Here is a 21311-nt window from a genome sequence, read left to right on the forward strand (position 1 = left end):
GTGCCTCCCGGAACGGGATGCCGTTCATGGATCGGGCGCGCACTTTGGCCACAACGGAAAGAGACGGCCGTTTCCGACAACATGGAGGCATCATGAACGACATCACCGGTACGGTCGCTGCGATCACAGGAGCGACGTCGGGTGTCGGCGCTGCAACGGCGAGAGCTCTGGTCGCGCAAGGTGCACGTGTTGCGATCGGCGCCAGACGCCGTGAGCGACTCGATGCCCTCGTCACCGAACTCGGAGTGGGGAACGCAGTCGCCGTCGAGATGGATGTGCGCGACCCTGAGGGTTCCCACCGGCTCGTCGAAGCTGCCGTCGAGGAATACGGGCGTCTCGACGCCCTGGTCGCGAGCGCCGGAATCGGGGCGTACGGCGGGATCATGGATCTCACCGACGAGCAGCTCCAGGAGATGATGGACACAAACGTTGCGGGGACCGTGTGGGCGATTCGGGCAGCGGTCCCGGCGCTCCTCGAGGCCGGGGGCGGCGATATCGTCACCGTCTCTTCCGTCGCAGGGCTGCGCGGCGCCGGGGACGAAGCGGTGTATGCGGCAACGAAGTTTGCCCAGGTGGGTCTCGCCGGAGGCCTCGACAGAGAGCTGCGCGCAAAGGGCATCAGGGTGAGCACCATCTGCCCGGGAGGTATCGCAACCGAGTTCGCGATGGGTGCCGGACGTACGCCGGACATGCCCGGCCTGGCCGACATGCTGCGTGCCGAGGATGTCGCGGAAGCCATCGTGACGGTGCTGCGCCAGCCAAAGACCATGCGGACGCTGGTGTGGTCGATGCGCAGCATCCATGAGGACGACTGATTCGGGGTCTGCAGATAGGCCAAGAGGGCCCATACCTGCGAACCCTGGGTTCGTAGGGGTCGTGGCGACCCCCCTGAGCCCAGGGTTCAACGTTTTAGCGGGTTCGGAGGTCTTTTGGCAGGTGTTCTCTGTCGTTGAAGGTGCGGAGCGAGAAGACGTGCCCACCGGCGAGATTGATTGCCCGGAGGCGTGCGATCGAGGCGTGATACAGGATGAATCGTTCCCACTCCCACGGGGTCGGGTCTGCGCCGAGGAGGAATCCGAGCGCCACCGCATTCGTGCCGCCATGTGCCACGATCACGACCCTTCCGGGCTCACCGGAGAAACGCCAGAGGTGTCGGTGCGCCGGCTCGGGTCGAATCCCGCGCTCGTCGAGAATGCGGAGCAGCGCGTTCGTGACCCGCTCGTGAAAGTCCCGGAAGCTCTCGCCACCTTCGATGCCGTTCCACCACTCTTCGGGGGAACGGTCACGACCCTCGGTGAAGATACGCTGCACGGTCGCCTCGAGCATGCCGGACCAATCCGGCATGTGGATCTCGACCAGGTCGGGGATCGTCACCGGTTCGATACCGGTCAACGCGGCGAGGGGCTCGGCAGTCTCCTGGGATCGGATGGCCGGTGAGACGAGGATTTCGCGAACCGGCCGTTCCTCGGCGGCGAGGCGCTCTGCAGTGAGCAACGCCTGGCGCCTTCCGAGTTCGGTCAAGTGGGGGTCGATCTGGGACACGCCATCGACCGCCCACCTCGGTTGGCCGTGTCGTATGAAGACCAGTTCCATCGGCGGGAGGTTAGGCCCAAGTTCGTGTTTCGACGTACCGTATCCCGGCTCGAGACCGCTGCTGCGGTTGAACCCAGGGCTCAGGGGGGTCGCCACGACCCCTACGAACCCTGGGTTCAACGGTTTGGGGGGTGCTTCAGCCGATCAGGTAGGTGCCCGTCCCGACGGCGATCAGGTCGCCGGAGTCGTTGCGCAACTCCATCCGGGTGACGGCCACCTTGTTCCCCGCCCTGAGCGTGTACGCGGTCGCCTCGAACCTCGCGCCCACTCCTGGCCGAAGATAGTCGACACGCATATCGATCGTGCCGAGATGGGCGAAGCGCTCGGCCATGGTGGACGTATGGTTGCCGACCGCCGCGCTGATCGCAGACATCCCTCCGGCCACATCGAGGGTGGCCGAGATGACTCCGCCGTGGAGGCTGCCACGTGCGAAATTCCCGATGAGATCATCCCGCATCTCGAAGGTGAGGGTCGTACGATTCGGTCCCAGATCACCGAGCTGCAGGCCGAGCACCCGGTTGAACGGGATTTGGGCCTCGACGGCCCTCGTCAGATTGGCGAGATCGTTGGAGTCGTTCATGTAGGCGATTGTATGCACGGTTCGGGCCGGCCCGGCGCCGGGCCAGATTCAGCCCGGACCGGGGCCAGATTCAGCCCGGACCGGGGACGGACCCAGCCCAGATCCACGCCGGATTCGGCCCAGATCCGGGCCAGGCCCACGAGAAGGAACCGACTCCGCCACGGTCGGGGCCGGCCGGCGTTCGCTTGCAGGAACGTCGCCTGGCGCAGGGCACCCGGCGGGGCGGTATCAGCTCGTTCGGTCCCGGGAGGGCTCAGCCGACGCGTCGGCGCAGACGAAGCATCCAGAACAGCGCGGCGCCGCCCACCGCCCCGGCGAGTGCGGCACCCGACACGACGGGCGTGGGACGGGGCAGGGACGCCAGACGTGTGCGGATCGTCACCGGCCGCTCGAAGCGCAGGATCTCCCACCCCCGCTCCTCTGCAACCTTGGCGAGTTCCTTGTCCGGGTTGACCGCCACGGGGTGCCCCACCGCTTCCAACATCGGAATGTCGGTGTGGGAGTCCGAATAGGCGAAGGACTCCTCGAGTGAGATGCCTTCGCGTTCGGCAAACTTCTCGATCGCCTCCGCCTTGCCCTGACCGTAGGCGTAGAACTCGATCTCGCCCGTGTACCGGCCGTGGTTGTCGACCGCGGCTCTCGTCGCGATGATCCGATCGACACGGAGATGGGAGGCAAGTGGCTCCACGATCTCCTCTGCGCTCGATGAGACGATCACGACCAGTCTTCCGGCCTGAAGGTGCTCGTCGATGATTACGAGCGCTTCGGCGAACACGAGTGGTGCCACGACCTCGTCGACCGTCTCTCTGGCGATATTGCGTAGCTGTTGTTGATCCCACCCCTTGATGATCGCCATCATCTCTCCCCGGGCCCGCTCCATCTGGTCGTGGTCTGCTCCGAACATGCGGTACGAGATCTGCGCGAGCCCGGCCTTGAGGAGGGCGCGACGATTCAGCAGGCCCGCCTTGTAGAGGGGGCGGCCGAAGGCGAGCGTCGACGACTTGGCGATGATCGTCTTGTCGAGGTCGAAGAAGGCGGCTGCGGTCACGGGTTGATTCTACGTGTCGATGGGGGATCGTCTGTGTTCGGCACGGGCGGTTCCCGGTCCGGAATCCACCATTCATGCCACATTCGCGGCCCCGTGACAAGGGGTTGTCCTCGCTCTTGCCGGCGCATACGTTGCTCAACGAGAGCAAGGAGTGATGTGCCGGTTCTGTGCGTCCGAACAGAACAAGATGGCCTGCTGTCGGCGATTGCGCCGATCGGTCTCGCCGCGGCGGTCGAAACTGCGCTCGTCGTCGACCTCGATCCGGAAGGTCCCGACTATCGGGGTGAGACATCGCTTGCCCGTCTCGTCGCAGACGGTCCGACACGCCGGGATCTGCATCCGTCGAGAAGAGGTGTTGCCGTTCTGCGCAACGGCGGGATCGCCTACCAGGAGGCGGAGCAGGTGCTGGACGCACTGAGTGAGGGCTGGCCGCACCTGGTGCTGCGGCTTCCGGCGCGTGGCCTGTCGGTTCGATACGCGCCGGTCGTCCCGGGGGCACTCGCCATCGCGCAGAAGGGCCCCGCCGTATTCCAGCGAGCCGGATTTCGACTGAAGCCGCCCGCGCCGGGACCTGTGCTTCCAGCGCCGTCACGACGCACGGTCGGCGGGTTGCTGCGCGGCCAGGTCGATTCGCACAGCCGTTGGATCCGCGCCTGGCGCGGCATCTGGGAGCTGCCATGGATGTGAGACGGCGGATCATGGGCCGTCTGCTCGCATCCGACATTCCATTGGAACGCGCTGCCGTGACCAGGGCAGCCACGGCGATACTCCGAGATGAGGCACCGCTCGCCCCGCCGGGGACCGCCCTGCAGGTCGCCGACGCGCTCGTCGGGCTGGGCCCGCTCGAGGCGCTTCTGCGGGACCCTGCGGTCTCCGACGTTCTCGTGAACGGTCCCGAGGACATCTGGGTCGAACGCTCCGGCGGACTGTCGCGCTCCGACGTCGTGTTCGCCGACGATGCCGAGATCGTCGCCGCGGTCGAACGGGTCGTAGGTCCGCTCGGGTTGCGGATCGATCGGGCATCGCCGATGGTGGATGCGCGGCTCCCTGACGGCAGCCGCCTCCACGCGGTCGTTCCTCCTGCCGCGGTCGATGGCCCGATCCTCGCCGTTCGACGGTTCACCGCGGCCGTTCCCGATCTCGATGCGCTCATCGCCGCCGGGTCCATTCGCAGGGAAGCCTCCGAACTGCTTCGGGCTGCGGTCGGGAATCGGGAGTCGATCGTCATCTCCGGGGGCACCGGCACCGGCAAGACCACGCTGTTGAACATCCTGTCGACCGAGATCGCGGGATCCGAACGGATCGTGACGGTGGAAGACGCCGCCGAGCTGAGGCTGAGCGGCCATGTCGTTCGTCTCGAGGCGAGACCCGCGAATGCAGAGGGAGCAGGGGAGGTGTCGCTGCGAGAACTCGTTCGGTCCGCACTGCGTCTCAGACCCGATCGGATCATCCTCGGTGAGGTCAGGGGGCCCGAGGCGCTCGACATGATCACCGCCATGAACACGGGGCATCGCGGCTCGATGTCGACGGTGCATGCCAACAGTCCCGAAGAGGCGATGTGGCGTCTGGAGACCCTTGCGCTCTCCGGTTCCCGGCGGGTCTCCGAGGTCACCGTGCGGCGGCAACTCTTCGCGGCGATCGACTATGTCGTCCAGGTCGAGCGCCAGGCCGGTGGACGTCGAGTGGCCACGATCGTGAAGGTCGCGGGAGAAGCGCTCGATCAGGTGTACGCATGCTGACGGCCGCCGGTCTCGCCTGGGGGTTCGTGTCGGGTGTCCCCGTTGTCGTACTCGCTCTCGCCGGCCTGGCGGTGTACGAGCCGGGTCTGGCGCTGGGAGTGATCGCCGGCCTGACGGTGTTCGGTCGATACCAGGCAAGGTCCGAGGAGTACGAGGGGGCGTTCCTGCAGGCCGTCGCCGCAGAGTTGCGAGCAGGCGCGGGTTTGCGGCTCGCCCTTGCCGATGCGTCCGAGCGCGTCCCGGCGACGTCACTCGCTCCGGTTGCCAGGCTGGCCAGGGCCGGCCGCCCCCTCGACGAACTCGCCGGCGCGCTCTCCACCGGCCTCGAACGACACGGTGCGCTCACGGCGGCAGCGGTGCGCATTGCCGGCATCACCGGGGGCCGGGTTGCGGATACGTTCGACGAACTTGCGCTCCTGGCAGCCGAAGATGCGCAGATGGAGGGGGAACGTCGCGCCGCGACGGCTCAGGCCCGAATCTCCGCGTGGATCGTGGGAGGCCTGCCGGCTGCGTATCTCGCCTACTCCGCAGGCAGTGGCCGTCTCGCCACGCTGTGGAACGCAGGGACGGTCGGTGTGGTGGTCCTCGGTGTCGGCGGCCTGTTCTTGTTGAGTGGCGTGGCGGGGATCGTGCTCATGGTGCGGAGGGCAGACCGATGATGCTGGCGGCGCTCGTGGTCGCCGGTGCCGTCACCCTCGCCGAGACGGTCTCGTTGCCTCCTCTCAGGATGCCCGGCCGGCGCCGTCGCAGTGCCGTCGATGTCGGATCGACGGCCAGGATGCTGTTGATCGGGCTCAGTGCCGGTCTGTCGCTCGCTTCGGCGATGGAGGCCGCCGCCGACGAGCTGGGCCCGGAGTCGGCCGCCGAGTTGCGCCTGGTGTTGCGGCGGGCTCGCGTCGTGGGGCTCGCGACGGCGTTGGCGACCACCGACGGGAGCTCGATGCGCCTGTTCCACCGTCTCGCTCGTGCACACATGACCGGGGCGCCCACCATCGGAACGATCGCCGCGTTCATCGAAGAGCATCGCACGGCCCAACGCGCCGCGATCCTCGAGAGGCTCCGGCGTCTTCCAGTCACGTTGACGGTTCCGCTGGCGCTGCTCATCCTTCCCGGATTCGTTCTGCTCACGCTCGGCCCCACGGTTGCCAACATCGTCCAACAGCTCGTTGGAGGGTTGCTGTGATTTCGTTTCCCCCCGCGTCGGCCGGCAGCCGGCATCGAGAAAGGAGCATGGATGCTCTGGTTGTGGAAATGGTTCGCTCTGCGAGAAGAAGGGCAGGGGACCGTCGAGTATGTGCTCGTGATCCTCGCCGCTGCGGCGATCGCGCTGTCGTTGATTCAGTGGGCAAGTCATACGAGCTTGCTCCCCGGTCTGTTCGGGACCGTGTTGAAGAAGGTCATCGGCCTGGCGAAATGAGCGAGAACGGATCGGCGGCGGTCGAGTTCGCGCTCGTGCTGCCGGTCGTTCTGCTGGTTCTGCTGGCGGTGACGCAGGTCGCAGTCGTTGCCCGCACCCAGCTCGAGTTGGCGAACGCCGCCCGAGAAGGAGCCAGGCGTGCAGCGACCGCTCCTGATCCTGCCGAAGCCGTCGACGCGGTCCGGCGTGCGCTCGATCCCAAGATCGCAGCTCGCGTCCGTGTCCAGGTGCGACGTCCCCACGTCGTGGGACGGCCCGCAGAGGTCACGGTCATCCTCCCTGTGCGCCTCACCGGGCTCGCCGGTATGACGGTGCGTCTGCGATCGAGCGCGGTGATGCGCGTTGAACGATGAGGCGGGGGCAGTCACGATCGTGCTGGCGGGTGTCGTCTTTGCCGTCTTGGTCCTGGGACTCGTGATCGCCGGAACCGGGCAGGTGCTCGCTGCCCGGTTCCAGGCGGCGACGGCGGCGGACGCCGCTGCGCTTGCCGCGGCCCCGGCGACGTTCCGGGCGGATCCGTACGAGGAGGCGGTTCGATTCGCTGAAGCGAACGGCGCTCACCTCGTGTCCTGTGAGTGTCGGCCGGATCGCTCATGGGCGCCGAGGACGGTCGAGACCGTGACGGAGATCACGGTGGAGGTTCTTGGGCTCGGGTCTCGACGAATCAGGGCAAGGGGGCGAGCCGAATACGTGCCGTTGACGGTGCCCTGACCGCGCCGCCGGCGCGAAGGGATCGCAACGGGCCGCCTGGCCGTCTCCCATGGTTGCCGTGTCCCGGTGGCAGGCGAGGCGAGCCGATCAGCGACGACCGGAGAGTACCGCCCGCAGAAGGCGGACCGCCCCCTGCTTGGACAGCGGCTCGTTGTAGTTGCCGCACTTCGGCGACTGGATACAGGATGGGCAGCCGGACTCGCACGGGCACGAGTCGATCGCCTCGAGAGTCGAGCGCAGATGCCGCTCCCCGGTGGCGAAGGCGACGGGCGAGATCCCCGCCCCGCCCTGGTACGCCTCGTGGATGAAGATCGTCGCCTCCGCCGTGGCGGGATGCATCGGCGTGGAGAGGCCGCCCAGATCCCAACGATCACATATCGCGAACAGGGGGAGCATCCCGATCGCGGCATGCTCCACCGCGTGCAGACTGCCGGGGAGCTCGTTCGCGGCGACACCGGCGGCTTCGATCACTTCGTCGGGGACGGTGAACCACACGGCGTCCGTTTCGAGTCGAACCGGTGGAAGATCCAGCGGTTCGGTCGAGAGGATCTCTCCCGATCCGATCTTCTTTCGCCGGTACGCGACGACCGTGCTCTCCACGAGGACCCGGCCGAGTGAATGGCGGACGGCATGGATGCTCCTGTGCTCCGCGACATCGAGCACTTCGAGCATCTTCTCTTCGTGAGGCTGCGTATACCAGTCGACGTCTGCAGGGGTTACGTGCACTTCGTGGAGATCGATGTCGAGCGTGTCGACCAGGTAACTGTCTCCCTGGTGGAGGTAGACGGCGCCCGGATGGGCCTGTGAGAACACTCGTGTCTCTTCGAGCGTGCCGAGCAGCTCACCGGACGAGATGTCGAGAATCTGATACTGGTGACCGCCGGAGCCGCGGATGCTCACCCTGGGAGCGGGACGGCGGCGGCGAGCCCAGAACAGGCGGCCGTTTCGCACCTTGAGGTCGCCGGCCTCGACGAGGCGGGTCGCCGCCTCCTCCACATCGCTGCCGAGGAAGTCGCGGTCGGAGAGGTCGAGGGGAAGCTCATACGCTGCGCACGCCGTGTGCGCGTCGAGGATCGTCGGGTTGTCCGGGTTGACCACGGCCGCTTCCGACGGCCGGGTGAACAGCTCTGCGGGGTGGGTCATGAAGTACTGATCGAGGGCGTCCTCGCCGCCGACGAGTACTGCCAGCGAGCAGTCCTTGGATCGACCGGCTCTTCCCGCCTGCTGCCAGAAGGAGGCGATCGTGCCGGGGAACGTCGTGATGATCGCGGCGTCGAGCCCACCGACGTCGATGCCGAGCTCCAGTGCATTCGTTGCCGTCACCCCGACGAGATCTCCGGAGAACAGTGCCGCCTCGATACGGCGCCGGTCCGATGCCAGGTAGCCGCCCCGGTACGGTGCAATGTGCTCCGCCAGTTCCGGATCGAGCCGATCGGCCGCCCAGCGGTAGATCAGCTCCGTCGCCTTCCGACTGCGGGTGAACACGATCGTGTGCTCACCTCGGCGGACCAGATCGACGAACAGATCGGTCGACTCCGACAGGGCGGAGCGGCGGCGATCGTTGTCGCCCATCGGCGGATTCCACAGCGCAACGGTCTTCTCGCCGGATGGTGAATCATCCCGGGAGACGACTTCGACGGGCAGCCCCGACAGCCGCTGTGCGAGTTCGCCGGGGTTCCCGATCGTGGCCGACGCGAAGACGAAGGTGGGATGCGACCCGTAGTGGGCTGCGATGCGCCGGAGCCTTCGCAGGATGTGGGCGACGTGGCTTCCGAAGATACCCCGCAGGACGTGCAGCTCATCGACGACCACGTAACGGAGGCGCAGGAAGTAGTCGGCCCACGCCCCGTGGTTCGGCAGGATCCCGACGTGCAGCATGTCCGGGTTGGTCAGCACGACGTTCGCATGGCGGCGAACCCATGCCCGGTCATCCGGTGCCGTGTCGCCGTCGTAGGTGGCGGCGACAAGGCCGGGGATACGCAGATCCTGAAAACTCCGCAGCTGATCCTGGGCCAGAGCCTTCGTCGGAACCAGCAGCATCGCCGAGGTGCGGGGGTTGTCGAGGATCGCCTCGACGATCGGTACCTGGTAGCCGAGCGACTTGCCCGAGGCGGTCCCCGACACCATCACCGTGTTGATGCCGGCCCGCACGTTGGCGATCGCCCGTGTCTGGTGGAGGTAGAGGCGCTCGACGCCGCGTTCTGCAAGACGCTCTTTGAGGACGCCCGCAAGGGGAGGGTCGGGATCCTCGAAGAGAGCCTGGCGTGCCGGGATCGTCTCCAGATGGGCCGGTGTGCCTTCGAAGTCCGGATGCTCCGCCCACGACCGAACGAGCTCCTCGAAGGAGGTGTTGCCCTTGGGGTCCTCGCCGTTGTCGGCGCTCACGGGCTCTCCAGGGTCCCGTCGGCGAGATCCTGGAAGGTCGCCAGCGCATCGTCGGTCAGGCGCACGATGGAAGAACCGTTCACCCTGTCGGGGACTCCGTCGGCGACGACGTTCGACACCGGGCCCGACTCGTAGATGGTCGCGCCCATCGTCAGCAGTGCCGCCGCGTCGAGATCCGTCGTCGTGTGATCCGTCAGGAGTTCGAGCGAGGCCGGCAGGCGGCGGATGCCCAGCAGGCGCACGGCCCGGAGGCCGGCCAGCATGACGAGTCCCTGATCGTGGCTTCTCGTGAAGTCGCCACCACGGAGGTGGCGGTTGCGGGAGAATGCGAGTGCGGCTGCTCCGTCGAGCATCTGCTCTCCGGGCTGAAAGAACGCTTGTGAGGCTCTGTCCGCCATCGCGAACGGTACGTCGAGGACGATTCCACCGAGGTCGTCCACGAGGCCGGTGAATCCTTCGAACCCGGTCAGGACATAACCATCGATCGGCAGGGAGGTCAGCTCGCGTGCGGTCGCGAGCAGTGTGTCGACGCCGCGCCGTGACAGGACGGAGGTGAACTTGTCGGTGAGCCCGTCGGGTGTCGTGACGTAGGAATCGCGCGGGATTCCAACGATCGTTTCGGCTCCGGACGAAGGAACCATCGCAACGATGTGCAGGCTGTCGGCTCTCGAGCGGAGCGGGTTCTCGCCCGGCCTGGCGTCGGAACCGACGACGAGAAGGAACTTCGGTTCACTGCCATAGGAGGCGGGCAGGCCGAAGCGGGCCAGCTTCGCGCCGACGATCCTCCACGTCGGGTCGGCGACGGCGAGGATCACGTCGTCCCCGGCGGTGATCACCGCGATCGGTGTCTCGAGGATCTCGCCGAGTCCGGCTGCGGCGCGAATCGTGAGCCGGCCCTCTCCAGGGTCGAGGTTCTCGACGAGAGTGTCCAGTCCGGGAGGCAGATCGAGAGGAGGCGACGACGAGGTGTGGGCCTCGATGTAGAGATCCCCGACCAGCTCGGCGAGGGGTTCCGGTACCCCGCTCAGATAGAGCCTGACGGTGGGAGGTGGCGTGGTCGTCGTCGTGGTCGGGGCTGTCGTTGTCGAAGCTGCGGCCGTCGTTTCCACCGGTCGCGTCGTCGTTTCCACCGGTCGTGTCGTCGTCGCGGCAGGAATCGAAGAGCACGCGCCGACGACGAATGCAGACGTGATTACGAGTGCGATCGCGCGAACCATGGATCAGGGATCGTACCTGCCGTATTGGAGGGCGGGCCGCGGGGTTCGTATACTCGCCTGCATTCGGTTACACGGGGAGAGACGCCGATGGCAGGAACACCCTTCGTTTACGCGGCATTGGTGAGTGCGGCACTTGCGCTCTTACTTGCAGCGTTCTACTCGAGACAGGTGATGGCCGCTCCGCGCGGCAACGCGCGGATGATCGAGATCTCGGACGCGATCCGTGAAGGAGCGATGGCGTTCCTGCGTCGCGAGTACACGTGGGTTGCGGTGTTCGTCGTGCTGATGGCCGGCCTGATCGGCGCGCTTCTGCCGTGGGGCCGACCGTGGGGCGCCGTCGCGTACATCTTTGGGGCGTTCCTCTCCGCACTGGCGGGATTCGTTGGCATGCGTGTTGCGACGGCGGCGAACAGTCGTACGACCGAAGCCGCCCGCACCGGGGGCGTTACTGCCGCACTGCCTCTCGCGTTTCGGGGCGGAGCGGTGATGGGCTTCACCGTTGCGGGTCTCGGCCTGACCGGTGTCGGGCTCGGATATCTCGTCTTCAGGGTGTGGCTCAAGGTCGATGGGTGGGCCGACATCGTGACGGCGATCGGCCTCGGGGCATCATCGATCGCCTTGTTCGCAAGGGTCGGGGGTGGCATCTTCACGAAGGCGGCGGATGTGGGTGCCGACCTCGTGGGGAAGCTGGAGGCCGGAATCCCCGAGGACGATCCTCGCAACCCTGCGGTGATTGCGGACAACGTCGGAGACAATGTCGGGGATACCGCCGGCATGGGCGCCGACCTCTATGAGAGTTATGTCGGCTCCCTCGTCGCTCCGATCGCCTACTCGGCGATCGTTTTCGCGTCTGCGGGATTCAAAGACCGGGCGATCATTTTTCCTCTCGCCATCGCCGCGGTCGGCATGCTCGCATCGATCATCGGCTCGTTCGCCGTTCGGGCTCGCGACGAAGGGCACCTTGCGGCCGGCCTGCACCGAGGCACGTATCTGGCAGCCATCATCACGGCAATCGGCTCGCTCGGCCTCTCCTACTGGGTGTTCGGTGGAGCCGACGGGGTGAAGAACCCGCTTGGCGTTTTCCTCGCCGTGTTTGTCGGGCTCCTGGTCGGGCTGGCGATCGGTCAGATTTCGGAGTGGTTCACTTCCGATCGCTACAAGGTCGTGAAGGAGATCGCGCGTCAGGCCCAGACGGGACCGGCGACCGTGATCCTCTCGGGTATCTCGGAGGGGATGCGGTCCTCTGCGTTCAGTGTGATCGTCGTGGCGGCCGGAATCGGCGGCGCCTACTGGGCCGGTGATTGGGGGCTCGGAGCAGGTGGCGGCGTCTACGGCATCGCGATTGCGGCAATCGGCGTCCTCGCCACGCTTGGCATCACCGTTTCTGTCGACGCCTACGGGCCCATTGCCGACAACGCCGGTGGGATTGCCGAAATGGCCGGGCTGCCTCACGAGGTTCGCGAGAGCACGGATGCCCTCGATTCGCTGGGGAACACGACCGCGGCGATCGCCAAGGGATTCGCGATCGGATCGGCCGCCGTGACGGCACTCGCGCTGTTCTCGGCGTTCGTTCAGGCGGTGAAACTCACCGAGATCAACATCATGGACGTCGGGACCATGATCGGCCTGTTCCTCGGCGGGATGTTCCCGTTCCTGTTCGCCGCGTTGACGCTCAACGCGGTCAGTCGGTCGGCCTTTCGCATGATCGAGGAGGTTCGCCGTCAGTTCAGGGAGATCCCCGGGTTGCGTGAAGGCAAAGAGGGGGTCAAGGCCGAGTACGCGAAGTGTGTCGACATTGCCACCGTCGGAGCGTTGCGGGAGATGATCCTGCCGGGTGCTCTGGCGATCGTGCTTCCGCTCGCCATCGGGTTCGTCAACACGGAAGCTCTCGGAGGTTTCCTCGCGGGAGCTCTCGTCGTCGGATTCCTGCTCGCCATCTACATGACGAACGCCGGTGGCGCCTGGGACAACGCCAAGAAGTTCATCGAGGCCGGAGCGTTCGGCGGAAAAGGTTCCGAGGCGCACTATGCGGCGGTCATCGGTGACACGGTGGGCGATCCGTTCAAAGACACGACCGGCCCCGCGATGAACATCATGATCAAGGTGATGACGATCGTCAGCCTGATCTTCGCTTCGGCCTTCATTCGTTGATGACCCCCGGCCGGTGGCGGGCCTCTGAGTGAGGCCTGCCGTTCGCGCCGGGACGGGCGATGTGGTGTTACGGCCCGCCTATCCTTGCTCCTCAATGGAAATCGTCTTCCTTCGCCACGGTGAGTCGACCGGCAACGCTTCGGGCCTGATCCAGGGGCGCGGCTCCAGTCCCCTGTCCGAAAGGGGCATGGCGCAGGCCGAAGTGGTGGCCCGACGCCTCACTCGAGGCAGGCCGTTCGATCTGATCGTCAGTTCGGACATGGAGCGAGCGGTGCAAACGGTCGGTGCGCTCGGTCTCCCGTTCGAACGCGACGCAGCATGGCGGGAGATGGATCTGGGTGCGTGGGATGGTGTGCCGATCACGGAGGTGGCCAAGCGCTTTCCCGAAGAGCTGGCCGCACTGCGGCGCGGAGATCCGGTGCCGATCGGGGGTACCGGGGAGACGTTCCCCGAGTTCACGGCCAGAGTCCGCGGCGCAATCGAGCGTCTCGTCGAGAAGATGGAAGGGAATGGACGTGTCCTCGTCTCGGCGCACGGTGGGGTCATCGAGCGAGTCATGGCCATCGTGATCGGCCGACCGCGTGCGGTTGCGTTCGCGGGTCGGGTGGCCAACACTTCGCTGACGACGGTTTCCGTGCGACCCTCTGGGATGCGTGTCGACCACTACAACGACACCACACACCTCGGGCCGGTCTCCGGATGGGCGGCCGAGCGTCTCGCCGCGGGGGATACGGTCGTCGCTCTCGTCCGCCACGGGCAGACCGCCGCCAACGATTCGGGCATCTGGCAAGGCCACTCGGACGGCGGCATCGATGAGGAGGGCAGGCGTCAGGCGACCCGATTGGCCGGCTGGCATGGGACCTTCGAAACGCTGTACTCGTCACCGCTCGGGCGGGCGCTCGAGACGGCTGCCCTGTTGCGCGCGGATGGCGTCCCCGTGGTCGTGCCCGGTTTGATGGAGCTGGGGATGGGGAAGTGGGAGGGGCACACCGTCGAGGAGATCAAGGCCGGGTGGCCCGGCGCCTGGCGGGCGATCTACGACGAAGGGGAGGACATTCCCAGGGGCGGTGACGGAGAGACGTGGAGTGGGATGGTTGCCAGGGTGTCCGAGGCGATCGGCGATATCGCTCGAGCGCATCAGGGCCGGCTCATCGGGGTGGTTTCGCACGGCGCCGCGATCCGAGGGTTCTGCTCGAGCCTCATCGGGTTGGACCATGAGCGCCGTCAGAGCCTGATCGCTCCGGGCAACACGTCGGTCAGCCACATCGTGTTCGGCGCGGACGGGCCGGTCCTCGCCGACTACAACGTCGGCCCCCTCCAGGTCACTTGAACCCAGGGCTCGTATGCGTCGTCACGACCCCCCTGAGCCCTGGGTTCAACGGATGTGGGGTGTGCACTTGAACCCTGGGCTCGTATGCGTCGTGACGACCCCCCTGAGCCCTGGGTTCAACGGATAGGGCGTCAGGTTTTGGCGGCGATCCGTTCCCGGCGGAGCTCGAGCAGTTCGGCTGCACGCTCGATGGTGATCGTTTCGGGATTGTCGCCCTTACGCAGCGAGGCGTTGACCACACCGTCGGTGACGTACGGTCCGAAGCGACCATCCTTGACCACGACCGGGTTGCCGGAAACCGGGTCGGTCCCGACCTCTCGCAGTGGCGCCGTGGCCGTCCGCTGTCCCCGCCTCCGCTTCGGTTGAGCCAGCAGTGCGATGGCCTCCTCCAACGTGAGGGTCAGCAGCTGTTCCTCCGATTCCAGGCTGCGAGTCTCCGAGCCCTTCTTGATGAACGGTCCGTACTTGCCGTTGCGGGCCACGATCTCCGCACCATCGGACGGGTCGACGCCGACGACGCGAGGCAGGCTCAACAGCTGGAGTGCCTGCTCGAGCGTGACGTCCTCGGGGTTCATCGTCTTGAAGAGCGAGGCCCGTTTCGGTTTCGTCGTGCCATCTTGCTCTCCAAGCTGGACGTACGGCCCGAATCTGCCGACCCGCAGGCTGACCTCCAGGCCGGTTTCGGGGTCCGTTCCGAGCGTGCGCTCGTCGTTGGGTGCGGCGAGCAACTCCAGAGCCTTCTCGACGGTGAGCTCGTCGGGAGGGGTCTCGTCCGGAATCGAGGCCTTGTCGCCGTCACGTTCCACGTACGGGCCGTACCGGCCGACGCGGGCGACGATCGGAATGCCGTCGGGATCGTCGCCGATCGGGATCGATCCGATCTCCCTCGGGTCGATCTCGTCGAGAGGGCCGCTCACCATCGTCTTGAGACCGACGGAACCGTTCCCGAAGTAGAACTTCGTCAGCCACGGGCGCGCCTCCTCTTCTCCACGGGCGATGCGGTCGAGGTCGCTCTCCATCCGGGCGGTGAACGCGTAATCGATCAGGCTGGAGAAGTGCCGCTCCAGCAGCGTGACCACGGCGAACGCCGTAAACGTCGGGATCAGGGCGGAGCCACGTTTCCACACGTAGCCACGGTCCTGGATGGTCGAGATGATCGACGCGTAGGTCGAAGGGCGGCCGACACCGAGTTCCTCGAGCCGGCGAATCAGGGAGGCCTCCGTGAATCGAGCCGGCGCCTTGGTCTCGTGCCCCTTCGGTTCCATCGCGACGATCGCGAGTCGCTGTTCTTCCTCGAGCCGTGGCAGGCGCCGCTCCTCGTCGTCCCGTTGGGCGTCGGGGCTGTCGCTGCCGGCCACATAGACCTTCAAGAAACCCGGGAACGTGATCACCCTGCCGGTCTGGACGAAGCCGGCGGTGCGCCCATCGGACGTGTCGGCCTCGAGGCGGATCTGGACCGATTCGCCGGCAGCGTCGGTCATCTGCGAAGCGACGGTTCGCTTCCAGATCAGGTCGTAGAGCCGGGCCTCGTCCGAACCGACGTGCCGTTCGACCTCCGACGGGGAGCGGAAGGAATCTCCCGCGGGGCGGATCGCTTCGTGTGCCTCTTGGGCGTTCTTGACTTTGTTGACATAGATCCGGGGCTTCTTCGGAAGGTAGGCCGACCCGAACTCGTCGGCGATGAGCCGCCGTGCGGCACTCAGCGCGGCTTCCGAGAGCGCCGTGCTGTCGGTACGCATATAGGTGATGAACCCGTTCTCGTAGAGACGTTGCGCGGCCCGCATCGTTCGCGAAGCCGAGAAACGCAGCTTTCTGCCGGCCTCCTGCTGCAACGTCGACGTGCGAAACGGCGGATACGGGGACCGGTGATACGGCTTGCTCTCGACCGAGCGGACGATCGCCTCGGCGCCTTCGAGGGCGTCGGCGAGGATCTGCGCCGCAGCCTCGTCGAGAACGAGCGCTTGCGGGTTGGTGAGGTTCGCCTCCGCATCGAAGTCCTTGCCGGATGCGACCGGTTTGCCGTCCAGCTTCGTCAGCGGTGCAGTGAATGGAGCGCCTTCGGGCGGCTGGAACGTGCCGAGCAGATCCCAGTACGACGCGGATCGGAAGGCGATCCGCTGACGTTCGCGCTCGACGACGATGCGTACCGCGACGCTCTGCACCCGGCCTGCCGACAGCTTCGGCTGCACCTTACGCCACAGCACCGGGCTCACTTCATAGCCGAAGAGACGGTCGAGGATGCGTCGAGCTTCTTGCGCGTCGACGAGTCGCGTGTCCAGTTCTCTGGGGTGCTCGAGCGCTTCCGTGATGGCGCGCTTGGTGATCTCATGGAAGACCATGCGTTTGACGGGCACCTTGGGCTTGAGCACCTGGAGGAGATGCCAGGCGATCGACTCGCCTTCACGGTCCTCGTCGGTTGCGAGGTACACCTCGTCCGCACCGGCGAGAGCGGCCTTGAGTTTGCGCACCTGTTCACGCTTCGCCGCGGGGACGATGTAGAGCGGCGCAAAGTCCTTCTCCACGTTGACGCCCAGTCGAGCCCACGACTCCTCGCGGTACTTCTTGGGGATCTCCGAAGCCTTCGAAGGAAGGTCGCGGATATGGCCTATCGAGGACTCGACGGAGTATCCCGAGCCGAGGTACCCGGAGATGGTTCGAGCCTTCGCGGGTGACTCGACGATGATGAGTGGTTTGGACACGAGGGCCATGATTATCAGGAATTGGGAGGAGAAGTCAAGGTGGTTGTGCTTTCTCGGTCGTCGCCGGCGTCGTCGATGACGTGTTTCGATCATGGTCGCCAGGTCGAACGGGCCGAGTATCGTGCTGGGCATGGAAAGGAAGGGTGACCCCACCCCGGGCGCTCTCGGCCTGGTGCGTCGCGGTCCGTTCGCGCGTCTCTGGTGGGCCGGTCTGGCGTCCAGCTTCGGCGACTGGGTCGCCCTGTTCGCGACGATCGCTCTCGCCGATGCGATCGGCGGGGTAACGGGCATCCTGGTCCCGTTGACCGCCCGGATGCTGCCGGGACTCTTCGGTGCCGCCGCCGGAGTGCTCGCCGACCGGTTCAACCGCAAGGTCACCATGGTCGTGTGTGACGTCGGCCGGGCGCTGCTCGCCCTGTCGCTGGTGTTCGTCCGGACACTTCCGGAGCTGTTTCTCGTCTCCTTCGCCATGGAGGTGCTGGCGTTGTTCTGGGGGCCTTCGCGTGAGGCGAGTATCCCGAACCTCGTACCGAAGAAGGTGCTGGTGCGAGCGAACAGCTTGAGTCTGGTCGCGGTGTACGGGACGCTCCCTGTCGGGTCGGCAGCTTTCTCCATCTTCGCCAGGATCTCCGAGGTGACCCATGTTCTGGGCGCGTTCGGATCGGACACCGGGCTTGCCTTTGCAGTGGATGCGGTCACGTTCATCTTCTCGGCATCGCTGATCGCAACGATTCCGATTCCGCGTCCCAAAGTCAGCGAAGAGAGGAAGGCCCAAGGCAAGCTGGACTGGAAACTGCCGTTCAGGGACGTCATGGACGGGATCCGATTCATTCTTCGAGAACGTTCCGTGAGGAGTGTGATCGGCGGTATCGCAACCGCCCTGTTCGGCGCCGGCGTCTTCTTCGCCCTGGGTCAGCCGTTCTCGAGCTCCGTGCTCAATGCCGGAAGTTCCGGATTCGGGATTCTCATCACGGCGCTCGGAAGCGGCGTCGGCCTCGGCATGATTGGACTGTCGGCGATGGGGATGCACGACTTTCGTCGGGATGTGGTCTTCGCCCTGAGCCTCGTCGCAACAGGCCTGACCATCACCGCTGCGGCGCTCTCTCGGACGATCGCCGGCGCGGCGTTCTGGGCGCTGCTGGCGGGTGCCGGGGCCGGTTCCTCCTACGTCATGGGTTTCACCCATCTGCACGAGCAGGTCACCGACGAGTTGAGAGGGCGAACGTTCGCTGCCCTCTACACACTCACGCGGACGGCCCTGCTGATCTCGATCACGGCCGCCGCGTTCGTCGCCGCGATCCTGGACGGAAGACTCCCCGGGATATTCTCCAGCGGAATCCGCAGTGCTCTCGTGCTTGGCGGAGTGGTGGTGGCGTTCGCCGGTGCGATTACCTTGTGGAATATGCGTAAGACGTTCTCACGACCCCATATCCCCGAAGATGCTCTGCGTTCTCTCGAAGACGCCTCCGATACGTTCACCTCGATCCGAGGCCGCCGGCGAAAGGAACGTGAATGAACATCGGCCGTTACGTCGCGCTCGAAGGCATCGAAGGCGCCGGCAAGAGCACCGTTGCGGCGCTGTTGGCCGAGCGGCTGAGGGAGATCGGTCACGATGCCGTGATCGTGCGCGAGCCCGGCGGCACGCCGATCGGTGAGGGTATTCGCAGTGTTCTGCTGCATGGCGACGACATGGCCGATTGGACCGAGGCGCTTCTGTTCGCAGCCCAGCGCGCCCAACTCGCGGAGGAGGTCATCGCCCCGGCGCTCGCCGGCGGGTCCTGGGTGATCGGCGACCGCTCCGTCTACTCGTCGCTCGCCTACCAGGGCGGGGCGAGAAGGCTCGGGTTCGATGAAGTGCGGGCAGTGAACGAGGCGGGGCTGCAGGGCATCTGGCCCGACACCGTCGTCTTGCTCAGACTTCCGCCACGAGCCGGTCTCGCACGCCAGGATGGCGACGACCGCATCGGAGGTCAGGGACTCGAGTTTCAGGGACGTGTCGCCGATGCCTACGAACGGTTGGCCGGCGCCGAACCGCTTCGCTTCTTGACCATCGATGCGAGCCGTCCGGTCGAACGCGTCGTCGACGATGTCATGAGCGCCTTGAGGGACCGATGGCTCTCCTAGACGGCATCGTCGGTCACGGCCCGATCGGCATCCTGCTCGAACGTGAGGCGGAGCGCCCTGCACAGGCGTACCTGTTCGTCGGCCCTTCGAATGTGGGCAAAGGCACGGTCGCCCGCCGGTTCGCCGCCACGCTCCTGTGCCCTGAACACGGAATCCACGACGGGATATGTGCCACCTGCCGGCGTGTCCTGAACGGCAACCATCCGGATGTGACCATGGTGCAACCGGAGGGCCAGGCGGCACTGTCCGTCGTTCAGGCGCGAGCGGCAATCACCAAGGCGATGCTGGCTCCCGTGGAAGGTGAGCGGAAAGTGATCGTGCTCGACGAGGCGGGATCGATGACCGATCAGGCCGCCAATGCGATGCTGAAGACACTCGAAGAGCCGACGCCTTCGACGGTGTTCATCCTCGTTGCAGAATCCGAACAAGACATGCCGGCCACGGTCGCGAGCCGTTGCAGGACGATCCAGTTCGGACGTCTGCGCGAAGAGGACCTGGTCGACGCGCTCGTCGCCCAGGGGATCGATGTCGATCAGGCGCGTGAGGTCGCTCGGATCGCCGGCGGCAGGCCGGGACTGGCGCTGGATCTGGCAAAACGTCCGGAGGTGGCCAAGTTCCGCCGTGTCTGGCTGGGCGTCCCGCTGCAGGTGTCCTCGCATCCGGGCGTGGCCTTCCGTCTCGCCGAAGAGGTCATGAGCGCCGCCGATCCGCTTCTCGAGGCGATCCGTGAGCGGCAGGCCGCCGGTGCAGAGACAGATCTCACCGCCGCCGCCCGCAAGGTGCTGAAGGACCGCAATGAACGGGCACTGCGGCAGGCTTCCCGGTCTCTGCTCGTGGCGGGTTTGGAGATCCTGGCCTCATGGTATGCGGATGCCGCATCCGCTCAATACGCCGGTCCGGTGAGAAACCGGGACGTGTCCATGGCCACCCTGGCGTTGGTTCGACCGAGGGACGCGGTCGCCAATGCCGAACGTGTCTTGGCGGCGGTGCCGGATCTGAGGGCGAACCTTCGTCCTCAGCTCGTCCTGGCCACCTTGTTCACCGAATTGGTTCCGGTTACGTGAATCGGGGAGCCGGAGCGGGGAATCGAACCCCGGACCTGCTCATTACGAGTGAGCTGCTCTACCGCTGAGCTACTCCGGCGCGGCGTGCATCCTAGTGTCTCGCCAGGCGACCTTTGCGGTGTTCTGTCGGCCGGGAGGGGGTCGGTTGCACGGACGCCGCTCTCGGCCGCCTGCAGCCCCGAGAATGGTTCGTTCTCACCGAGGGATGCAGGTACTGTCACGTTGCCGACGGTGTGGGGAGGGATGTGGCCGATCAGAAGAGCTTCGAGGAGGACGCGATGCGGTTCGCTCCGCAGCTCTACTCGGCTGCGCTGCGCATGACGCGTAACCCTGCCGACGCCGAGGATCTCGTTCAGGAGACGTTTCTGAAGGCCTACCGCGCCTATCAGACCTTCACGTCGGGAACGAACCTGAAGGCGTGGCTGTACCGGATCCTCACGAACACCTACATCAATCGGTATCGCAAGCAGATGCGCCGTCCGACCGAGACAGACCTGGGTGACGTCGAGAACCTGTATCTGTACCGGAGGATCGGAGATTCGGGCCAGGTCACTCGCAGTGCCGAAGAGGAGGTCCTCGAAGGCTTCGTCGACGCCGACGTCAAAGCGGCGATCGAGTCGCTCCCCGAGCATTTCCGGCTTCCGGTTCTTCTCGCCGACGTCGAGGGTTTCTCCTACAAGGAGATCGCCGAGATCATGGATGTGCCGATCGGGACGGTGATGTCCAGGCTCCATCGTGGAAGAAAAGCCCTGGAGCGAGCGTTGTGGAGTTTTGCACGGGAACACGGACTCTCCGGGACAGACCATGAGTAAGCGCAGCTGTGAGGAAGCGATCGTCAATGTCTACCTGTATCTCGACAATGAGCTCGGAAGGGTGCATACGGCCAAGATCAGACATCACCTCCGACACTGCAATGGATGCCTGGGAGCGTTCCGGTTCGAAGAACACCTGAGGATCGTCATTCGCGATCGAGTGCAGGAAGAGCCGAGACAGGAGGTCCTGGACCGCTTGTGGGCCTTCCTGAAGGACCAGGAGCCGGGTTTCGGAGACTGAGTCACCGGTTGCCCGTTGCCGGTTCTCGGCTGCGGGCCGCCGCCCGCACTCGCCACGTGTCTCATATCTGATGCCGTCGCCCGTGCAAGAGGTGGGCGCGGGTCTTGCGGCCCATGTGGTCGTATCGGGAGTGTCGTGAGTCGACGGCAGATCATCTGGGTCGAATCCGAGGGGACCATCGGGTTGATCTGTGCCGATGG

Annotated in this window: 20 protein-coding genes, 1 tRNA gene and 1 pseudogene; 15 read left to right on the plus strand and 7 right to left on the minus strand. The window is 65.9% G+C overall.

Annotated features, from left to right (window positions below; all coding sequences use genetic code 11):
* Positions 1–92: 92 nt before the first annotated feature.
* Positions 93–815: an SDR family oxidoreductase gene (locus GXP34_01330; GenBank protein ID NOY54608.1), complete on the plus strand. Its 723-nt coding sequence runs from the start codon at positions 93–95 to the stop codon at positions 813–815.
* 94 nt (positions 816–909) lie between these two features.
* On the opposite strand, the gene GXP34_01335 is transcribed toward GXP34_01330, so the two are convergent.
* The 3 genes and pseudogenes from GXP34_01335 to GXP34_01345 form a co-directional block, all read right to left on the minus strand.
* Entirely contained in the window at positions 910–1593 is a 684-nt protein-coding gene (locus GXP34_01335) for a histidine phosphatase family protein (protein NOY54609.1), read from the minus strand.
* A gap of 136 nt (positions 1594–1729) precedes the next feature.
* On the minus strand, positions 1730–2173 hold the full coding sequence (locus GXP34_01340) for a thioesterase family protein (protein NOY54610.1): 444 nt from the start codon (positions 2171–2173) through the stop codon (positions 1730–1732).
* 253 nt (positions 2174–2426) lie between these two features.
* A pseudogene (locus GXP34_01345) lies at positions 2427–3293 on the minus strand (HAD-IB family hydrolase).
* 84 nt (positions 3294–3377) lie between these two features.
* On the opposite strand from GXP34_01345, the gene GXP34_01350 reads away from it, so the two are divergent.
* From GXP34_01350 to GXP34_01380, 7 genes are read left to right on the plus strand one after another with little or no spacing between them, the layout of a single operon-like run.
* Positions 3378–3908 carry a hypothetical protein gene (locus GXP34_01350; GenBank protein ID NOY54611.1) on the plus strand — a complete coding sequence of 177 codons (531 nt, stop codon included), beginning with the start codon at positions 3378–3380 and terminating at the stop codon, positions 3906–3908.
* Positions 3899–4960: a CpaF family protein gene (locus GXP34_01355; GenBank protein NOY54612.1), complete on the plus strand. Its 1062-nt coding sequence runs from the start codon at positions 3899–3901 to the stop codon at positions 4958–4960. Before GXP34_01350 ends, GXP34_01355 begins: the two co-directional genes overlap by 10 nt.
* Positions 4954–5619, plus strand: coding sequence for a hypothetical protein (locus tag GXP34_01360; GenBank protein ID NOY54613.1), 666 nt, complete (start codon positions 4954–4956; stop codon positions 5617–5619). Before GXP34_01355 ends, GXP34_01360 begins: the two co-directional genes overlap by 7 nt.
* Positions 5616–6143, plus strand: a complete 528-nt coding sequence (locus GXP34_01365; protein ID NOY54614.1) for a type II secretion system F family protein — start codon at positions 5616–5618, stop codon at positions 6141–6143. Before GXP34_01360 ends, GXP34_01365 begins: the two co-directional genes overlap by 4 nt.
* 51 nt (positions 6144–6194) lie before the next feature.
* Positions 6195–6377 carry a hypothetical protein gene (locus GXP34_01370; GenBank protein NOY54615.1) on the plus strand — a complete coding sequence of 61 codons (183 nt, stop codon included), beginning with the start codon at positions 6195–6197 and terminating at the stop codon, positions 6375–6377.
* Entirely contained in the window at positions 6374–6730 is a 357-nt protein-coding gene (locus GXP34_01375; GenBank protein NOY54616.1) for a hypothetical protein, read from the plus strand. Before GXP34_01370 ends, GXP34_01375 begins: the two co-directional genes overlap by 4 nt.
* Positions 6720–7088, plus strand: a complete 369-nt coding sequence (locus GXP34_01380) for a hypothetical protein (protein NOY54617.1) — start codon at positions 6720–6722, stop codon at positions 7086–7088. Before GXP34_01375 ends, GXP34_01380 begins: the two co-directional genes overlap by 11 nt.
* Before the next feature lie 87 nt (positions 7089–7175).
* Here GXP34_01380 and GXP34_01385 read toward each other — a convergent pair whose 3' ends face one another.
* Together GXP34_01385 and GXP34_01390 are read right to left on the minus strand one after the other, a co-directional pair.
* Positions 7176–9473 (minus strand): DEAD/DEAH box helicase, encoded by a 2298-nt coding sequence (locus tag GXP34_01385; GenBank protein ID NOY54618.1) that lies wholly within the window; start codon positions 9471–9473, stop codon positions 7176–7178.
* The gene (locus GXP34_01390) at positions 9470–10690 is read right to left on the minus strand and encodes an LCP family protein (GenBank protein NOY54619.1); all 1221 of its coding nucleotides are present in this window, start codon (positions 10688–10690) and stop codon (positions 9470–9472) included. The genes GXP34_01385 and GXP34_01390 overlap by 4 nt, the downstream gene beginning before the upstream one ends.
* A gap of 87 nt (positions 10691–10777) precedes the next feature.
* On the opposite strand from GXP34_01390, the gene GXP34_01395 reads away from it, so the two are divergent.
* Both GXP34_01395 and GXP34_01400 read left to right on the plus strand, forming a co-directional pair.
* Positions 10778–12841, plus strand: coding sequence for a sodium-translocating pyrophosphatase (locus GXP34_01395; GenBank protein ID NOY54620.1), 2064 nt, complete (start codon positions 10778–10780; stop codon positions 12839–12841).
* Between the two features lie 94 nt (positions 12842–12935).
* Positions 12936–14171, plus strand: a complete 1236-nt coding sequence (locus GXP34_01400) for a histidine phosphatase family protein (GenBank protein NOY54621.1) — start codon at positions 12936–12938, stop codon at positions 14169–14171.
* A gap of 131 nt (positions 14172–14302) precedes the next feature.
* Here GXP34_01400 and topA read toward each other — a convergent pair whose 3' ends face one another.
* Complete coding sequence (topA, locus tag GXP34_01405) at positions 14303–16963, minus strand: type I DNA topoisomerase (GenBank protein NOY54622.1); 2661 nt, start codon at positions 16961–16963, stop codon at positions 14303–14305.
* Between the two features lie 37 nt (positions 16964–17000).
* Here topA and GXP34_01410 point away from each other — a divergent pair, with 37 nt between their 5' ends.
* The 3 genes from GXP34_01410 to GXP34_01420 are packed head-to-tail and all read left to right on the plus strand — an operon-like array spanning position 17001 to position 20058.
* Positions 17001–18386, plus strand: a complete 1386-nt coding sequence (locus GXP34_01410) for an MFS transporter (GenBank protein ID NOY54623.1) — start codon at positions 17001–17003, stop codon at positions 18384–18386.
* On the plus strand, positions 18383–18994 hold the full coding sequence (gene tmk / locus GXP34_01415) for a dTMP kinase (GenBank protein ID NOY54624.1): 612 nt from the start codon (positions 18383–18385) through the stop codon (positions 18992–18994). The genes GXP34_01410 and tmk overlap by 4 nt, the downstream gene beginning before the upstream one ends.
* Complete coding sequence (locus GXP34_01420) at positions 18982–20058, plus strand: DNA polymerase III subunit delta' (GenBank protein NOY54625.1); 1077 nt, start codon at positions 18982–18984, stop codon at positions 20056–20058. Before tmk ends, GXP34_01420 begins: the two co-directional genes overlap by 13 nt.
* Positions 20059–20065: 7 nt before the next feature.
* On the opposite strand, the gene GXP34_01425 is transcribed toward GXP34_01420, so the two are convergent.
* Positions 20066–20137, minus strand: a tRNA-Thr gene (locus tag GXP34_01425).
* A gap of 199 nt (positions 20138–20336) precedes the next feature.
* Here GXP34_01425 and GXP34_01430 point away from each other — a divergent pair.
* Both GXP34_01430 and GXP34_01435 read left to right on the plus strand, forming a co-directional pair.
* Positions 20337–20870: a sigma-70 family RNA polymerase sigma factor gene (locus GXP34_01430; protein ID NOY54626.1), complete on the plus strand. Its 534-nt coding sequence runs from the start codon at positions 20337–20339 to the stop codon at positions 20868–20870.
* Positions 20863–21111 carry a hypothetical protein gene (locus tag GXP34_01435; GenBank protein NOY54627.1) on the plus strand — a complete coding sequence of 83 codons (249 nt, stop codon included), beginning with the start codon at positions 20863–20865 and terminating at the stop codon, positions 21109–21111. The genes GXP34_01430 and GXP34_01435 overlap by 8 nt, the downstream gene beginning before the upstream one ends.
* The last annotated feature ends 200 nt before the right edge of the window (positions 21112–21311 follow it).

The organism is Actinomycetota bacterium (assembly GCA_013152275.1).
In the GTDB taxonomy this organism is placed as follows: domain Bacteria; phylum Actinomycetota; class Acidimicrobiia; order Spongiisociales; family UBA4744; genus BMS3Bbin01.

Bases quoted from the DNA above. Each gene is read 5' to 3' on its own strand.
- GXP34_01330 (NOY54608.1), top strand. From the start codon at position 93: ATGAACGACATCACCGGTACGGTCGCTGCGATCACAGGAGCGACGTCG.
- GXP34_01335 (NOY54609.1), bottom strand. From the start codon at position 1,593: ATGGAACTGGTCTTCATACGACACGGCCAACCGAGGTGGGCGGTCGAT.
- GXP34_01340 (NOY54610.1), bottom strand. From the start codon at position 2,173: ATGAACGACTCCAACGATCTCGCCAATCTGACGAGGGCCGTCGAGGCC.
- GXP34_01355 (NOY54612.1), top strand. From the start codon at position 3,899: ATGGATGTGAGACGGCGGATCATGGGCCGTCTGCTCGCATCCGACATT.
- GXP34_01360 (NOY54613.1), top strand. From the start codon at position 4,954: ATGCTGACGGCCGCCGGTCTCGCCTGGGGGTTCGTGTCGGGTGTCCCC.
- GXP34_01365 (NOY54614.1), top strand. From the start codon at position 5,616: ATGATGCTGGCGGCGCTCGTGGTCGCCGGTGCCGTCACCCTCGCCGAG.
- GXP34_01370 (NOY54615.1), top strand. From the start codon at position 6,195: ATGCTCTGGTTGTGGAAATGGTTCGCTCTGCGAGAAGAAGGGCAGGGG.
- GXP34_01375 (NOY54616.1), top strand. From the start codon at position 6,374: ATGAGCGAGAACGGATCGGCGGCGGTCGAGTTCGCGCTCGTGCTGCCG.
- GXP34_01390 (NOY54619.1), bottom strand. From the start codon at position 10,690: ATGGTTCGCGCGATCGCACTCGTAATCACGTCTGCATTCGTCGTCGGC.
- GXP34_01395 (NOY54620.1), top strand. From the start codon at position 10,778: ATGGCAGGAACACCCTTCGTTTACGCGGCATTGGTGAGTGCGGCACTT.
- GXP34_01400 (NOY54621.1), top strand. From the start codon at position 12,936: ATGGAAATCGTCTTCCTTCGCCACGGTGAGTCGACCGGCAACGCTTCG.
- topA (NOY54622.1), bottom strand. From the start codon at position 16,963: ATGATCGAAACACGTCATCGACGACGCCGGCGACGACCGAGAAAGCAC.
- GXP34_01410 (NOY54623.1), top strand. From the start codon at position 17,001: ATGGAAAGGAAGGGTGACCCCACCCCGGGCGCTCTCGGCCTGGTGCGT.
- tmk (NOY54624.1), top strand. From the start codon at position 18,383: ATGAACATCGGCCGTTACGTCGCGCTCGAAGGCATCGAAGGCGCCGGC.
- GXP34_01420 (NOY54625.1), top strand. From the start codon at position 18,982: ATGGCTCTCCTAGACGGCATCGTCGGTCACGGCCCGATCGGCATCCTG.
- GXP34_01430 (NOY54626.1), top strand. From the start codon at position 20,337: ATGCGGTTCGCTCCGCAGCTCTACTCGGCTGCGCTGCGCATGACGCGT.
- GXP34_01435 (NOY54627.1), top strand. From the start codon at position 20,863: ATGAGTAAGCGCAGCTGTGAGGAAGCGATCGTCAATGTCTACCTGTAT.